Source organism: Enterococcus raffinosus, from assembly GCF_018917525.1.
Classification (GTDB): Bacteria; Bacillota; Bacilli; order Lactobacillales; family Enterococcaceae; genus Enterococcus_A; species Enterococcus_A raffinosus_A.
Genome location: NZ_JAHLOS010000017.1, coordinates 66,504 through 82,489, shown reverse-complemented (window position 1 = coordinate 82,489; position 15,986 = coordinate 66,504). Strand labels below are relative to the sequence as shown.

The following is a 15,986-nucleotide window of genomic DNA, read 5'->3' as shown; positions in this document are numbered from 1 at the left end:
ATATTGGGTTTCATCTCTCTAGTTTAATAGGAAAAAGACCAGATGAAAAGCGGTCAAAAGATTGATGTATCAATCCTTTGACCGCTTAAAATGTTATACTTCCTTTAATGTTAAAAAAAGGAATCTCAACTATTCCTTTGAGATTCCTCGCTAATAAGCAGATGTCCACCTATAATTCTCGATTTTGAACAAATAGATTCATCGGATCATATTTTTCTTTTACTTCTTTTATTTTCTTTCCTGTTGCTCCTGGCCAAACTCGCGTATTCTCTGCCTGTCTCGTGTCGCTTGAATAAGCACCGTACACACCTTGCCCAAATTCTTGGATTGGTTGAAATAATGGGATTGCTTCATCGCTATATTCCTTATTAACAAAATAGACAATCATTATCTCGGCCTCTCTAAAGGGCCACGCATTAAAATCAGCAGTTTTTTCATTAACTGCACCACCAAGCGCTCGTAATTCTACACCATAAACAAATGACGGCTCCAACAGTTTTTCTATTTCTGCCGCAATCTCTTGCGGGATATGTGTCACTAATGTATTTTTCCCAAATGCCGGATTTTTTCCTTCAATGCGAGCATGCTCGTCAGGAAAGAAATCAGAGTAGTTCATCAAAATTTCAGTCGTTGTTGAAACCTCAGCCAGTTGAAGGGCTTGTTCCAGTACACTCTTCGCCTCACTGGTTTCCTCTCCATACCAAAAATTTCTCGTTTGCACCGTGATTTTTTGATCAGGCCCCTTATTTAAAAATAACGTGCTTGTTAATTTATTTGAAGCAGTTTTGAACCAATGATGCCAGCCTTGAATAAAACTAAACAGATCGCTGACTGCATAATTGATTGTTTGTACGATCATAGGGTTGGAAATTTTTGAATCCTTTGCTATCGTCTTGTCTGCCTGGAAAAGAAATTCGGTCACTACGCCAAACTGCCCGCCACCTCCTCGTATTGCCCAAAAAAGCTCTGGCTCATGTGCTTCGTCAATCACCCGTCGTTTTCCATCTGCGGTGATGATCGTTGCACCGATCACTTTATCAATGGTGAGTCCAAAGGAACGTAAAATAGTCCCCATACCACCCGATACGGCTAAGCCGCCAACGCCGGTGTCACCATGATCCCCACTAGAAATGACTAATTGATCAGAATGCAGTTTGACTGCCACATCTCCCCAGAGGGCACCCGCCTGAACTTTGACGATTCCTTGTTCTTTATCAATCACACTTATCTGATTCATCCGCGAAAGATCCAAGATGATGCCACGATCGTTTACTGAAGTTGCGGATAAGCCATGTCCACCACTTCTAACTGAAAATGGAAATTCCTGATCCTGCTTGATGCTTGCGGTATAGTTGATCGTGTCTATCACCTGTTCTTCTGTCTCGGCTAAAATGACAATTTTTGGCTGACCTATTTTAAAATCATTTGAGCGAACGCTGTCATAACGAGGGTCTTCTGGAAACACTGCGACTTTCTTCAAAGATTGCGGCAATTCTTTCTCCATACTTAAAATCCTCCATTTCGCTAAAATTGTTAGTAGACAAAGTCTCTCACGTCACATTTAATTAGTAAAAAGATATACTCCTAACTTGAGAAAGCGCTATTATTTCTTAACAATTTGATGGCTGGCTAAACAAAAAAGAACCATTTCACTGGTTCTTTTACAAGTAATTTAGTTAGCACCATTTTCTGGATAAAACAGATGCTGCATTCGCTGCAATACCAACTCGTCACCAACAAAAAACAGCGTATCACCAGCACAAATTTTCGCATACGGTCCAGGGGATAATAACAACTCATCCTTTTGTTGGATCGCAATAATCGTAGCACCAGTCTCGTGCCAAATATTTAGGTCATTGACCGTACTATCCAAATGGATTGCCTGATCGGTCAACGTCAATTCATAAGGAACGAAAGGGGCAACATTATGAACCCGTTTAGTCTGAGCTAACAGCTGATTCAAGAGCTGGCTCACATGCTCTAATTCTTTTTTCTGTTTTTCAACACTATCCTGAAGCTCATTTTTGATTTCTTGAACTGATTGAACATCTTGATATTTTTCAAAATAGACTTTGGCTTTTTCCCGTGATAGGACATATGCGCCGCTGCCATGCCGCACTTCCATAATTCCAAGATCCACCAATACATTAATCGCCTTGCGCGCCGTCTCAGGAGAAACATTAAAATTACTTGCTAGCGTTGATCGTGCGTGAATTTTTTCTCCCACCTGGTACCGCTGGTCAGCGATCCGTTCAGCGATCTCTACTGCCACTTGCTGATAGCGCGGCAGTAAGACCCGCTTCTTGTTTTCCCCATCCATTTCGATCCCTCATTTTTCTGCAGAATTCTGTTCAAGCATAGCATATTTTTTTAGGAAAAGCTGTAATCATCACAAAGTAGCGAAAATGAGGTTGTTAGTGCTTTCGTTTTTAGAATTTGTTCATAGAGGCTTTTTTTGAGAGGCTATCTTTCGCAAAAATTTTAAAAATAAGCTAAGCTGTGTCAGATTATTTTTGATTTAGGAGTGATTTTTTGCATTTTATTATGGGTATTATTGGGTTGGTTCTTGTTTTAGCATTGAGCTTCGTGATTAGCAGTGATCGGAAAAAGATTCGTTATTCTCCGATTGTGATCATGCTGATCCTGCAATTTTTACTAGGTTTTATTTTATTGCGAACAACTGCAGGAACAACGATTGTTAGTAGTTTAGCCGGTGTGTTTGATGCACTGCTGCAGTTTGCTGGCTCTGGGGTTGATTTTGTTTTTGGCGGAATCGCCAACAAAGGCAGCTTCCCTTTCTTCCTAAATGTCTTGATGCCGATCGTCTTCATTTCTGCGATCATCGGGATTTTGCGATACGTGAAGATTTTGCCGCTGTTTATGAGAGGAATCGGTTTAGCTCTTAGCAAAATCAATGGCATGGGTAAACTGGAATCCTACAACGGAATTGCTTCAGCGATTTTAGGTCAGTCAGAAGTCTTTATTTCCATTAAAAAGGAACTGCCTTCTTTGTCTGAACAGCGTTTGACGTCCATGAGTATCTCAGCGATGTCTACGGTTTCGATGTCGATCGTTGGCTCCTACATGGCCTTGATCCAGCCGCGTTATGTAATCACTGCGCTTGTATTGAATTTATTCGGCGGCTTCATCATCGCATCGATCATTAACCCCTATCAATTGGCAGATGACGAATTGGTGATTGAAGAGGATAAGGAGCAAACCTTCTTTCAAATGTTGGGAGAATATATCTTGGACGGATTCCATGTAGCAATCACTGTGGCAGCGATGTTGATCGGCTTTGTGGCGTTGATCGCAATGATCAATTTTATTTTCTCTAAGCTCACAGGTTTAACCTTCCAAGAAATTTTAGGCTATGTCTTCGCTCCATTAGCGTTCATTACTGGAATTCCTTGGAATGAAGCAGTCGATGCAGGAAGCTTGATGGCTACGAAACTGGTGACAAATGAGTTTGTTGCCATGACAGAATTAGCCAAAGGCAGCTGGGACTTCTCCCCTCGCACAACCGCGATCATCTCTGTTTTCTTAGTTTCCTTCGCCAACTTCTCATCCATTGGAATCATTTCCGGGGCCATGAAGGGCTTGAATGAAGAAAAAGGCAATTTAGTTGCTAAACATGGGTTGAAAATCTTGCTAAGCGCCAGTCTGGTCAGCTTCTTGAGCGCCATTATTACAGGTTTGATCTTTTAACTAAAACAACCGTCAAGCTCCAGTATAAATGGGTCCTGACGGTTGTTTTTCAATTTGGGCAAAGCTCCATAAAATCTCGAAACGTGGTTTGCTTCGCCAGTTTTTTCACCTGAGAAGCATCGCTCAACATCTGTACGAGTTCTTCAAACAGCTGTTCAAAGGAATTATCCCGTTCCTCCTTAAGCGCCAACAGCAAAACCAGCTTAACCTTCTTTTCCTTCCACTGCACTGGTTTTGCCAATGAGCAGATCGCTACCGCATTTTTCTTCGCTTCACGTTTGATAGCATGGGGCAGCGCGTAAAAATCGCCAAACGCCGTACTAGATAGTGCCTCGCGCTTTAAGACCTTTTCCACATAATCCTTCTCGCAGTAATCTTTTTGGTATAATTCCTGACAAAGAAATTGAATCACTTCTTCTCTATTGGCAAACTCTTTTTGCGGGAAAAATAACTCTTCCTTGAGAAATGTCGCTAAAACAGAGGGCGTTTGATTTTCTGCGATCAAGATCTGCTGGATTTTTTCCAAATCAGCCTCTGTCAAAAAGGCTTCATAACGATAGATCGGAATGGTTGTTTTCAGCTCCAAAGGCTCCGTTGTTAAAATCATCGATTTGTCTTCAGTTATTTCACTTGTCACAGCAAAAATCGATTCGGCAACAGACAACTCGATATCGAAGTCTTGGATCTTATTCAACTGATTCCTTACGACTCGTTGATTTCCTACGCCATAAGGTGAGACTAGTAAAATTCGCTTTTTCTTATGGGCACGAATATTTTCCAAAGCTGAAAGAAAATGCAAGGAAAGATAGGCCACTTCGTCTTCTGGAAATTGAATGTCTAGCTTCTCTTGAAGAAATCCCGACGCATACACACTTACGTTATACACGAAAGGAAACTTGCTTTTGATTTCATCCAATAATGGATTCACTAAATATTGCTGATGGGCAGAACGCTTGTATAAAGCCGAAACATGCGTCAATAGGTAGTCATTGATTTTCTCGTCTTGAGTAAAATCAATCAAAAAAATCGAATCAATACTGGCCAGTAAGCTTTCAATAACCGTTTTTAACTCCTTGTCGGCTAAATCCTCGTCAGAAACAATCGAACCAGAATAGAGACGATAAATATAGGCATATTCTTTTTCCGGGATCTCAACATCAAAGCTCTCTTCTAAGCGTTTGACCATCGCCAGCGTCAACTGCCAGCTCTGGTTCTTTTCCAATACGCTCTGAGAAGCATTCAAATAGCTTTTTTTGCTCACTCGCTCTAACAATACCGCGAGATGCAAAATAAATGAAATCGTCGAAAAATCATTGATGGCAAAGCCCTCTTCTTGATGAACTTGAACAACCGTTTTAGATAATTTCGCTAAATCAATTTCCTCAAAGTAATCCGAATAATTGTCTAAACTTAACTTGTTCGTCTCGATTTCCTGATTTAAAAATAACGTAAAAATCCGACGTTTAGCAGCTTCATCGCCTTCGATAAATAATTGATTTTGCTTTCGCTTAATCAAAAGCCGCTGATCATTTTTAGCGATCAAAGCATTCAATTCTTTGACCATTCGATCAAGGGTGGATTCACTGATAAAAAACTCATCTGCTAATTCGTAAAAGTCACAAGCCTTTTGATCCAACAATCGTGCCAGCAATTCAAAAGAAATATTAGCGGGTTGTTTTTCCAGTTTTACTTGTTGAAACAAGGTATTCTCAGGATTTAAAAAAAAACCTGCTCCCGCCTTTGAAAGAACAAGCGGCAGCTCCGAAAGTTGGTTTAGTTGTTGAATATCATTCCGTATCGTCTTCGAAGAAACACCCAGCTCTTTTGACAACTGTCCCGCAGTAGAAGGTTGTTGATTTAGGGACAATTTCTCTAGAATTTTTTCTTGCCTGTGAGAAATATTCACTAGGGATCCCTCCTGTAAAATAAGTGGCTTTTGCTTTATTAATTACCCCAATAAAAGCATAGAAGACTCAACCCTCTACGCTTTATTATAACATCATGCTGATTCTGACTCGCTCTCTTTTTCTAGTTGAACGAGATTTTTCTCGTAGACTTTCAGGAATGGATAGTACATGATCCCATCAAGAACAATTAAAATCAAAACTAGAACAACTGCTCGCCAATCCATCGTAGATAAAAATGCCCCAATCGGTGACGGCATTTGCCAAGAAAAGACGGCGAAGGTTTTTCCAACGATTCCCCAGGACATACATAGATAGGTGACAACCGCATTAAAAACCGAAGTAAAGATGAACGGGAAGAAGAAAATCGGGTTTAGCATTAACGGCGTCCCAAAAATCATTGGTTCAGAAATCCCAAAGAAGGAAGGAATCAAACCGATTTTCCCAACCGTGCTCAACTGCTTAGACTTCGAACGCATCATTAAAAAGGCTAAGGCTAACACAGAACCTGAACCGCCGATAATGACGAAATAAGTCCAAAAAGGTGTCGTGAAAATATTGCTTAGATCAGCACCCGCCATTTTTTCCGCCGCATTAATCGATAGATTGCCATCGCGGATCGGTCCTAAAATTCCGGCCAAGGCCGCATCGTGAATACCAAAGAACCAGAACAAATGAATCAAAAAGACACTGATGATGGTAAACGGTAAGCTGTCGGCAGCCTTGAAGCTCGGCGCCATAATATTATACAAGAATTGAACGGCTGTCGTATCAAAGGCATGGAAAATGATGAAGATCACTGAAAAGAACGTCATTAGAATCAACCCAGGAACTAAGGCAGCAAACGTCTCTGAAAGGGACGCAGGAACACTATCCGGCATCTTGATCCGTCCTATATTTCTTTTGCGCATCCAGTGATAACCTTCTACTGTAACGATCGCCACAAACAGTGACAGCAAGATTCCTCGGCCATCCAAAAAGCTGATTTCAACTTCTTTGCCGTCCCAGCCCATTTTCAATGGCGTCAATACTAGCATTAGGAAACCAACTAGAGCAAACATCATTGGTCGCAAAACATCTTCTTTATAGTGGCGACACAAGAAATACGTCACTCCTACGCAGATAAACAACGCCATGGCACTCAAGGTCACACCGCTGATCCAGTTCAAAACCAAGCCGTTTTTCTCAGCAAAGCTTGCCCAAGCCAGCAGAAACCCATTTTTCGTATCTTCAGTCACTGGCGGTGCATTCAAAATAATCGGAATCGATCCAAACAAGGTGATCGGCAGCATAGACATAAAGGCATCTCGGGTAGCCTTTAAGTGGCGTTGCTGACTCAATTTATTTGCTAATGGTGAGATGTATTTATCCATCGTATCGCTAAATGTACTAAATCCCATGACTACTTATCCTCCAATCAATTTCTTGATATCCTCATACACGCCTTTGCCATCCATGATTCCGTATTTCATTGGTGAGATCGCCTCAACCGGTACATCAACCGCTGCTTCAATCTGAGGCTTTAAGAAGCGAATTTGCGGACCGATCAATACAAGATCCACCCCCTCTAGAAAATCTTGATATTCCGATTCACTATAGGCACTGACTTCTAAAGTATGATCTGACGCTGCTTCAATTTTTTTCGCTAACATCCCGGTTGACATTCCCGCGTTACAAACCAACATGATTTTTTTCATTTTCTCGTCTCTCCTTATTCAGATTAATGGATTTATTTTCCTTCAGAAAATAAGTCTGATTTTCATGCCGTATACCATCCAACTATGTTGTTCCATGCTTTTTGTTGATTTTGATGCTATTTTTTATCACTAGCTAAACAGACTGGGAAAAGTTGGACTGGCATCCTTTTTCAGATTAATGGATTTATTTTCCTTTTAGAAAATAAATCTGATTTTCATGCCGTATACCATCCAACTATGTTGTTCCATGCTTTTTGTTGATTTTGATGCTATTTTTTTATCACTAGCTAAACAGACTGGGAAAAGTTGGACTGGCATCCTTTTTCAAATTGCAGTATTCTATTCAAACGCTCTTCTTTGGATTTTCTCACCATTGCTTTCAATGATGTCCTTGAACCAATAATAGGAAGCTTTTGGTTTTCTGATTTGTTCCTTTTCAAAATCAACTGCAACTAAGCCATAGCGTTTCTCTACACCATTTTTCCATGAGTATAAGTCAAACGACGCCCACGCATAGTAGCCGCGAATATCCACGCCTTGATCCATCGCATTCATAATAGCGTTAATGTGATCATTCATAAATGAAATTCGATAATCATCGTTTACTTGATCGACGGTCACATCTTCTCTGACACCAACTCCATTTTCAGTCACATAGATCGGCAAGTGATAGCGATCCCATGCTTCAAGCAAGCCATCCTGTAAGCCTTTTGGATAGATTTCAGTATCCCATGCAGTAAATTCACTGTTAGGGTCCTTCACCTGTTCAAACCAACCTTTAATAACAACTTTACTCTCACCTTTTTTCCCGGAATGATTGAACACCAACTGTGTTTCGCCTCCGGTATATGGTTTCACTAATGTGCGTGCATAATAGTTTAATCCGATAAAATCGACGGTATTTTCTTTGATGATTCTCAGTTCTTCGGTTTTCATGAAGCTGATATCATAATCTTCCGCCAGCTTAGCTACTAGATCAATCGGGAACTCACCTAGAGCAGCCGTATCTAAAATCCAGTTATTGCAATAATTATCCGCATAGCGCATCGCGACCCTTGTTTCGATCGTATCATCGACCCCATTAACTGGTGTATAGCTATGAACGATTCCGATTTGCCCTTGATAATTTCCTTCTCTGAACGCTCGTACACCTAAGGCACTAGCTAGCATGACATTGTATGCTCCGACCATTGTTTTCTGGACATCCTGAAGTCCCGGAGGATAGTTGCCGATAAAGTAGCCATTTGCGATAAACCATTTCGGTTCATTAAAGGTTGTCCAGTTGCGTACCTTATCTCCAAAATGCTCGAAGCAAACCTGTGCAAGATGCTCAAAAGCGTAAGCCACTTTATTATTCAGCCAGCCGCCTTCTTCTTCCCAATATTGAGGAAGATCCCAATGATAGATCGTCACGAATGGTTCGATATCGTATTTATGACAAGCATCTAATAATCGTTGATAGAAGGCGATTCCCTTTTCGTTGATTTCGCCTTCTTTATTTTTAATGATACGCGGCCACGAAAGTGAAAAGCGATACGAATTCTGTCCGCCTTCCTTCATCATCCGAATATCCTCTTCAAAACGATGGTAATGGTCACTGGCAACATCGCCATTTTCCAGATCGTTCTCATGTAAATAGCGATCCCACATTGATTCGACCTTTCCATCTACATCCCATGCACCCTCGCATTGATAAGAAGCTGTCGCGCCGCCCCATAAAAAGTTTTTATCCATTAATAGTCTCCTTCCACTTATATAGCTCACCAAATTCACCGATCATATCCACTGCGATGTCTGTTGATGTCAAATGCCCTTCTGCATGCACCAGCAGCAAATCAACCTCATCCATCCGCTCTTCAGCAGAAAGCCTACGAAGCATCTCCGCATGCGCCTTATGAGCCATTCGAATTTCAGTTTTAGCTGATTGATATTTTTCTTCAAAGGTCTGAAAATCTCCTTGTTTAACTGCCTGCAGCGCTTCGTATGAATCACTTTTTGCATTGCCGGCATGTAAAATGATGGCCATCGAATCCATTTCTGTTCCCATTTGTGCTTCTTCCAAGTAAACTCCCTCCTCGTTTTCTATAATCCAACTATAAAGCGTTTTCTAAACGAGTTAAATTTTTTATTTTCCACATTGAAGTGGAAATTCTCTTCAAAATCCGTACTAGTATAATTTCCAATAAAAAAAGAGCCGCACAGCTGTGCGACTACTTTTAAATGGTTTTTATTACATTTAACTTGATAAAATACCCTGCGGCAGATTCGACGACTTGTTCTATTTTATGATGCGGAACAAATGTTGGTTCAGCTACTTCTAATAGCGTGACTTCTTTCCCAAATCCGGGAACACCTACGACTAAATTCTCCGTCTCTAAATGTAGCTGCATCACATGCTGAAGCTGCTCAGATAGCTCTAGCAATGCCCTTTTTTCCTTGTTTTGGCACCAAGACTGTTGTTGCAAAAGTCGTAATCCACTTCGTAAAATCGTATTTTGGACCGTCTTTTGGTGAATCACTTCTTTCCACATGTCTAATTTCCTAAGCAGCCTTCGCTTCCACCGTAACCGTTACTCTAACGCCTAAAGCACGTCCGGCTTCGATGAGCTGTTCTGCGACTTCATTTGGACAGTCTACGTAAAAGACAAAAGCAGAATAATCCTTTGAGAATTTATCTAAAAATCATTTTCCTTCTTCTACCAACGATCGTCCAGTCAAACTTTCATAAAAAATAACTTGCTTGTTTCGTAAGAAGGTCTGGGGCAATTGCTTCTCGACTCCAACAACTGCTACTTTCTCCCCCTGATAGTGACGTTTGATGTGTGTCCATATTTGTTGCGCTGGTTTCGCTTTCTTTTCAAGAATAAACAATTCATTAACTTCCTTTCAGTTTTAATTCATTGCTTGCAGGAAATAGCCCTGCTGCTAGTCGATCATGCAAGACCATCACCTCCCATTCTTGCTAAAAAATAACAAACCATATTGTATCTATCATACCAGCTTCTACTTTTAAAGCAAGTCAAAAAAAGACCTTCAAGCGTTTAAACTTGAAAGCCTTGTGTATTAGCGTTGTTCTTCTTCTAAAACTTCGTATTCGTACGGTGATCCTTCATAGAAAAATTGCGTTGAAACTGTTGCATCTTCATCCATTGCGATCAATTCTTTTCGGAAGGGAAATCGGACTGCTTGCCCGTTAGCCGTTTTTTCACCAGGTAAAATGTAATAAAGCCGGTCGTCCGGTGTTGGCTTGTTCAATTGTTCCATTACCTCATCGACTACTTGTTGCTGGTCAATCGTTGCTGTCTTAGCAACTTTTTGATAATCCTCTAAGAATGCTGCTTGTCCTTCAAAATATGTGAGTTCCATTTTCTTCATCCTTTCAATTTAACTTTAACATCTCTAGCTGCTTTGCTAAAGTTACACGCTTACTCTGCTAAATCTAATTGACCGGCTTCTGTTTGATAGACCGGCCAACTTCCTGCAAGCTCGACGCGAATCAGCTTGAGTTCTGGTTGCTTTTGAATTGCTGCGATCACTGAATCAATCAATTTTGCTTGATTCGTCAAATGCTCCTGTGGTGTTAATAGCCGATCCTGATCCAAAGCATCCGAATACTCCCGATTTACTTCCACAATCTCATGAAAAGCCGCTTTGAATGAACGTTCGACCTTGCGCGCGAATTTCGCCTCATTCTCCGTTGTATAAGCCACTTGAGCTTTTTCTGCTAAAAAAGTCGCATAAATCAGCGGAACAGTCGATACAGGTTTGACCGGCGAAACATAATAGAATTCTTTTTCTAAAAGATCTAACGAGACTGTCAGCTTCATATTCTTCCTTCTTTCTGCTGCACGTATCTTTTACGAATGGATTAAGAAAATCGTGCTTTCTTCCACTTTTGATTATAGCATTCGCATAAGAATTTCTTATTTTATTTATCTCGTGAGATATTTTTAAACCCAGATTTAGCAAAAAAATAGGCTGTAAGCTAAAATTTCATAGCTTGCAACCTACTTTTTACACCATTTGAAAATGTTTTTTAAATCATTACCGTCATCGCAGCAGCAGCCAAGATCAGTATCAATCCAATGATCGTAATGGTCATTTCTTTTTTGGTTTTCTTTTGACCTAAGAACCAGATACCCGTCAACGTTGCTAAAACAACAGATGTCTGAGACAAGATGAACCCTGTTGCTAACCCATTCATATTCGGTTGTGCAGAGATCAAATAGGTCAATGCGGCAAAGGCGAAAAAGAAACCGGAAAAAATGTGCTTATAGGATACTGCTTCTGTAAGTGCTGATTTTTCTTTATCCTTCATACTTAACATCACTGAATAGACAAGCGCGACTAAAAGCATACCAATCGCTTGCGGTAGGAATGCATGCATCCCATCAATATTTGTTGCTTGCGGAGCAGCAGAATAAGCCCAGTAGCCGATCTCACCGACAGCTAATAAGAGAACTGCTTTCTTTAGGACATTGGCTTTTTCCTGTGTTTTTTCTTCTGTCCAAACCGTCATCCATGCACCTAAGATAATCAGGATCAAAGCAAAACCGCCTAATAATTTGGCGTTCATTCCTGGCCAATCGCCTAATGCGAAGACACCCCATAATGATGCTCCTAAGAGTTGAAAGGCCGTTGTGATCGGCATCGCCCGTGAAGAGCCGATCAGTGTAAAGGACTGAAAGGTAATGATTTGAGCAATCGCCCAACCAACACCTGAAAGGATCGAAAAGACTAGATCCATTCCAGTTGGAAAGCTTATTCCGTTAACTAATGCAAAAACGAAGGCAAAAATCAACGTTCCTAAAGTTGAACCCAATATTTGATTCACTGGACGGCCGCCGATTTTTGATGCGATGGTTGGGTAAAGCCCCCAACCAAGCAACGGTCCTAGTCCGATTAAGATTGCTGTTGTATTCATGGTTATTCCTCCTTGTGACAATTTTTAAAATACGACGCCGCTCTCCAATAGGATATTCGCATAAGGAGTCATTTCCCCAGTTCGAATAAACGCATGGCTATCATGCAGCGCTGCCTTCATCTCGCTATGAGGAATAAATGTCACAGGGGTTTCAGGTAAACGTTCTTGAATTTTTTTCAACATGTCAGGATTTTCCGTTTTGATTTCCTCGGCTAAATAAATACGTTGAACTTCCAATTCTTCCAGTACATTGTTCAAGACATCCATAAAGCTTGGAATGCCGTTATCGACTGCTAAATCGATTTTTTCAGTTGTCATGGGAACCGGCATACCCGCATCGCCAATACTTAATTGATCAAAGTGACCCATTTGTGCGATCACACGTGAAATATCTGAGTTGATAACTTTACTTTTTTTCATGCTAAAGATCCTTTCATTACTTTAATTCATTTTTGTAGGGAATCGATGGTTGTGCACCGAAGCGTTGAACGGTTAGCGAAGAAGCTTGATTGCCGTATTCGATCGCTTGCTCCAAGTTGCTGAAATCCTTCTTTAAAACACTGCTCATCGCGCCAATGAAGGTATCGCCGGCCGCCGTCGTATCCACTGCATTGACTTTGAATGCAGGTACGATGCCGCTGCGATCTTGCACATCATAAAGGGCGCCTTTGCTACCGATAGTAATGATCACTGCTTCAATTCCTAGCTGATGCAAATGATCGGCTGCGGCTTTTAGGCTGGCTTCATCCGTCACTTTGATTCCCGTTAAAATTTCAGTTTCCGTTTCATTTGGGATAATCATGTCGGTAACCTTCAATAATTCCTCAGGAACATTTTCTAAAGCTGGAGCCGGATTTAGAATCGTTTTTACCCCAGCCTCCCGAGCAATCGTAAAGGCTCCGATCGTGCTTTCTAAAGTGCTTTCAAATTGTGCAACAACGAAATCACTGGCTTTGATTAGATCAGCATGCGCCTGAACTTGTTCTGGTGTGAAAGCATTATTGGCACCTGAATGGATCATGATGCTGTTTTCACCCTGGTCATCCACAATGATGTAGGCTTGCCCGGTTGCTTGCTTTTCCAAGGTTTGTACGCCAGCTAATTCGATACCCTCTTCTGATAAAAGCTCCCGCATCATTTCGCCAGCTTCATCGTTGCCGATTGCTCCGATAAAATTCGTTACTGCTTCGGAACGTTTTGCTGCAACGGCTTGATTAGCGCCCTTACCTCCGCCAGCAGAAAAAATTTCCTTCGTATGCATCGTTTCACCAGGCTTTGGCATTTGTTTTACACGAATCGTGCGGTCAAGATTGATACTCCCAATAACTGTAATCGTATTCATTTTATTCACTCCACTTCTTATTTGTTAGACTCATTCATTTGTTTTGAAATTAAAACGTTTTATTAAAACGTTTTAATTCGACACCAAAAATATAGCACAGCTTGAAAGCTATTTCAAGTGTGCTGCTGAAAAACGTTCAATTAGTTGAACCGGTAAGGTCTTTTCTTCCCAATGCTTCTCAGGCTTTTCGATTCTTTCCAGTAACAATTCTGCCGTTGTTTGACCTAATTCATAGATTGGCTGCGCGATTGTCGTCAGCTGCGGCGTCACATATTCGCACATATCGATATTATCGTATCCGATGACACTGTAATCTTCTGGAATTTTTTTCCCCAGATCAGCCAGACCTAAATAAAGACCAAAAGCCAATTCATCATTGATCGCAAAAATTGCAGTTGCTTCTGTCTTGATGATTTCTTTGGCCGCTTGGCGTCCGCCATTTTTTGACAACTCGCCATGGATCAGGATAGTATCCGGATAAATTTCGCGAAAGCCTGTCAACCGCGTTTGGATGTTTTCTGTTGCACCTTCCGGCAAGACAACCGCTACTCTTCGATGACCTAACTGACTTAGATGTTCACCCGCGAGTTTGCCGCCATAAAAGTCATCGGTTAGGACCGCATCACTAAAGCCCTCCGCTTTCTTTTGATCCAAAACGATATAAGGCAGGTTCTTTTTCCGCAGGGAATCATTGATGGCCTGATTGGATATTGCTGAACTGGCGATGATATAGCCATCGACTCCGCGGCGGCTCAGCTCTTCCAGATAATCCGTTTCTTTTTTTGTATCCAAATCCGCATTACACAACATGGTCACGAAATTCTCACGATATAAAACACCTTCGATGCCTCGCACCAAGGTGCTAAAAAAAGGGTTGGTGATATCAGGAACCAAAACCCCGATTGTTTTGCTTTTTTTCATGATCATGCGGCGGGCAAAATAATCTGGTTCATAATTCAGTGCTGTCTTAGCTGCCTGTACTTTTTCGACCGTTTTAGGACTGAATTTTTGATCGTTGCCATTTAAAATCTGGGAAACCGTTGCGATTGAGACACCAGATTGCTTAGCAACGTCTTTAATCGTAATTTTTTTATTTTTCATTTGATTTCTCCTCGCTCATAGTAAGGTAATGATTTTTTATAAAAATCACTTTTTTCGCTCCGTATATCATTCTGCTAAACTGCTCGGGCTTAATAGCATTAATAATTCAGGTATATCGCTCGTGCGTTATTAGCTGGGAAAAGCAGAACTGACATCCTCGTAGTAAGGTGATTATTTTTACATAAATCACTTTTAGGTTTGCTTTGTATATCAGCCTGCTCTAAACTCTGCTACATTTTCTCATGAATGCATAGCCCTGTAAATACGACAGTTTGTGAACTTGCTATGAGCCGGAAATTTTTTTATACTGCTTATGATGCATTTGTAGGAGGAAAAAATGAATAAAATCACAAAAATCATTTTAGTAATTGTTCTGATCTTAGGAATCGGGCTGATCGCGGCGGGAAATTATTTCTATTCGTATGCTGTTGTTCCAGCAGAAAAAGATTTCCTAGCTGAGGGTTCAGATAAAAAGTCGGCGGAATTGATTGCCGCTGAAGACTGGTTTAACAATAAAAATAATCGCACAGACTGGAAGCTGACTTCAACGGATGGGCTGAAACTGTCTGCTTATTATCTACCGGCTGAAAAAGAGCAGCACAAAACAGTCATCATTGCCCACGGCTATATGGGACAAGCTTCCGATATGCCGCAATATGCCAAAATTTATCATGACCTCGGCTACAACGTATTGATGCCGGATGCTCGCGGTCACGGCAGAAGCGAAGGCGATTATATCGGCTTTGGCTGGGCGGAACGAAAGGACTATCTGCAATGGATCAATCGCATCGTCAAGCAAGACCCTCAATCTGAAATTGTCCTGCACGGCGTCAGTATGGGGGCTGCCACTGTTATGATGACTAGCGGAGAAAAGCTGCCAGACAATGTCAAAGCTTTCGTGGAGGATTGCGGTTATAGCTCTGCTAATGGAGAATTGAGCTATCAGTTGAAGCAAATGTTCAATTTGCCAGCATTCCCATTGATTCCAGTAACGAGTTTAGTGACGAAAGTTCGCGCAGGCTACTTCTTCGGCGAGGCAGATACTATCAAGCAGTTGAACAAGAATAAGCGCCCAATGCTGTTCATTCACGGAGATAAGGATGATTTTGTTCCTTATTCGATGCTGGATGAAGTCTATAATGCAACTAAAGGTCCAAAGGAAAAATATGTCGTTCATGGCGCTAAACATGCAGAAGCTCTAAGCAGTGATCCTGCCATGTATCAGCAAAAGGTCACGGCATTTCTGCAAAAATACGTGCACTAAAATACCGCAAAAAAGAGGTTCTACGCTCGAAAAAATCGAGTTTAGA

The 15,986-nt window shown here is 41.2% G+C and carries 17 protein-coding genes; 2 read left to right on the top strand and 15 right to left on the bottom strand.

All coding sequences use genetic code 11. From position 1 onward, the window contains the following. Positions 1 to 169: 169 nt before the first annotated feature. The gene (locus KQI58_RS12205) at positions 170 to 1,504 is read right to left on the bottom strand and encodes an FAD-binding oxidoreductase (RefSeq protein ID WP_216409368.1); all 1,335 of its coding nucleotides are present in this window, start codon (positions 1,502 to 1,504) and stop codon (positions 170 to 172) included. 168 nt (positions 1,505 to 1,672) lie between these two features. Next, the gene (locus tag KQI58_RS12200; protein WP_216409367.1) at positions 1,673 to 2,320 is read right to left on the bottom strand and encodes a GntR family transcriptional regulator; all 648 of its coding nucleotides are present in this window, start codon (positions 2,318 to 2,320) and stop codon (positions 1,673 to 1,675) included. A 224-nt stretch (positions 2,321 to 2,544) separates the two neighbouring features. Between KQI58_RS12200 and KQI58_RS12195 the strand changes: the two genes are divergently transcribed. Then, positions 2,545 to 3,708 (top strand): NupC/NupG family nucleoside CNT transporter, encoded by a 1,164-nt coding sequence (locus KQI58_RS12195; RefSeq protein ID WP_437177525.1) that lies wholly within the window; start codon positions 2,545 to 2,547, stop codon positions 3,706 to 3,708. A 49-nt stretch (positions 3,709 to 3,757) separates the two neighbouring features. Here the strand turns inward: KQI58_RS12195 and KQI58_RS23155 are convergent, their stop codons facing one another. The 13 genes from KQI58_RS23155 to rbsR form a co-directional block, all read right to left on the bottom strand. Continuing rightward, complete coding sequence (locus KQI58_RS23155) at positions 3,758 to 5,614, bottom strand: BglG family transcription antiterminator (protein ID WP_216409365.1); 1,857 nt, start codon at positions 5,612 to 5,614, stop codon at positions 3,758 to 3,760. Between the two features lie 93 nt (positions 5,615 to 5,707). Then, on the bottom strand, positions 5,708 to 7,012 hold the full coding sequence (locus KQI58_RS12185; protein WP_216409364.1) for a PTS sugar transporter subunit IIC: 1,305 nt from the start codon (positions 7,010 to 7,012) through the stop codon (positions 5,708 to 5,710). 6 nt (positions 7,013 to 7,018) lie between these two features. Beyond that, positions 7,019 to 7,309 carry a PTS sugar transporter subunit IIB gene (locus KQI58_RS12180; protein ID WP_102872034.1) on the bottom strand — a complete coding sequence of 97 codons (291 nt, stop codon included), beginning with the start codon at positions 7,307 to 7,309 and terminating at the stop codon, positions 7,019 to 7,021. 339 nt (positions 7,310 to 7,648) lie between these two features. Then, entirely contained in the window at positions 7,649 to 9,043 is a 1,395-nt protein-coding gene (locus KQI58_RS12175) for a glycoside hydrolase family 1 protein (protein WP_216409363.1), read from the bottom strand. Then, entirely contained in the window at positions 9,036 to 9,371 is a 336-nt protein-coding gene (locus tag KQI58_RS12170) for a PTS lactose/cellobiose transporter subunit IIA (RefSeq protein ID WP_016179342.1), read from the bottom strand. The genes KQI58_RS12175 and KQI58_RS12170 overlap by 8 nt, the downstream gene beginning before the upstream one ends. A 154-nt stretch (positions 9,372 to 9,525) precedes the next feature. Then, positions 9,526 to 9,840, bottom strand: a complete 315-nt coding sequence (locus KQI58_RS12165; protein ID WP_216409362.1) for a hypothetical protein — start codon at positions 9,838 to 9,840, stop codon at positions 9,526 to 9,528. A 151-nt stretch (positions 9,841 to 9,991) separates the two neighbouring features. Next, positions 9,992 to 10,180, bottom strand: coding sequence for a hypothetical protein (locus KQI58_RS22735; RefSeq protein ID WP_253295920.1), 189 nt, complete (start codon positions 10,178 to 10,180; stop codon positions 9,992 to 9,994). 192 nt (positions 10,181 to 10,372) lie between these two features. Further along, positions 10,373 to 10,675: a DUF5960 family protein gene (locus KQI58_RS12155; RefSeq protein WP_216409361.1), complete on the bottom strand. Its 303-nt coding sequence runs from the start codon at positions 10,673 to 10,675 to the stop codon at positions 10,373 to 10,375. A gap of 59 nt (positions 10,676 to 10,734) precedes the next feature. Beyond that, positions 10,735 to 11,136, bottom strand: coding sequence for a hypothetical protein (locus KQI58_RS12150; protein WP_216409360.1), 402 nt, complete (start codon positions 11,134 to 11,136; stop codon positions 10,735 to 10,737). A 209-nt stretch (positions 11,137 to 11,345) separates the two neighbouring features. Continuing rightward, the gene (gene rbsU, locus KQI58_RS12145) at positions 11,346 to 12,233 is read right to left on the bottom strand and encodes a ribose/proton symporter RbsU (RefSeq protein WP_216409359.1); all 888 of its coding nucleotides are present in this window, start codon (positions 12,231 to 12,233) and stop codon (positions 11,346 to 11,348) included. 24 nt (positions 12,234 to 12,257) lie between these two features. Next, entirely contained in the window at positions 12,258 to 12,653 is a 396-nt protein-coding gene (gene rbsD, locus KQI58_RS12140) for a D-ribose pyranase (RefSeq protein ID WP_216409358.1), read from the bottom strand. Between the two features lie 16 nt (positions 12,654 to 12,669). Continuing rightward, positions 12,670 to 13,575, bottom strand: coding sequence for a ribokinase (rbsK, locus tag KQI58_RS12135; RefSeq protein ID WP_216409357.1), 906 nt, complete (start codon positions 13,573 to 13,575; stop codon positions 12,670 to 12,672). Between the two features lie 108 nt (positions 13,576 to 13,683). After that, positions 13,684 to 14,676 (bottom strand): ribose utilization transcriptional repressor RbsR, encoded by a 993-nt coding sequence (gene rbsR / locus KQI58_RS12130; RefSeq protein ID WP_216409356.1) that lies wholly within the window; start codon positions 14,674 to 14,676, stop codon positions 13,684 to 13,686. 337 nt (positions 14,677 to 15,013) lie between these two features. On the opposite strand from rbsR, the gene KQI58_RS12125 reads away from it, so the two are divergent. Continuing rightward, positions 15,014 to 15,940, top strand: a complete 927-nt coding sequence (locus KQI58_RS12125) for an alpha/beta hydrolase (protein ID WP_216409355.1) — start codon at positions 15,014 to 15,016, stop codon at positions 15,938 to 15,940. The last annotated feature ends 46 nt before the right edge of the window (positions 15,941 to 15,986 follow it).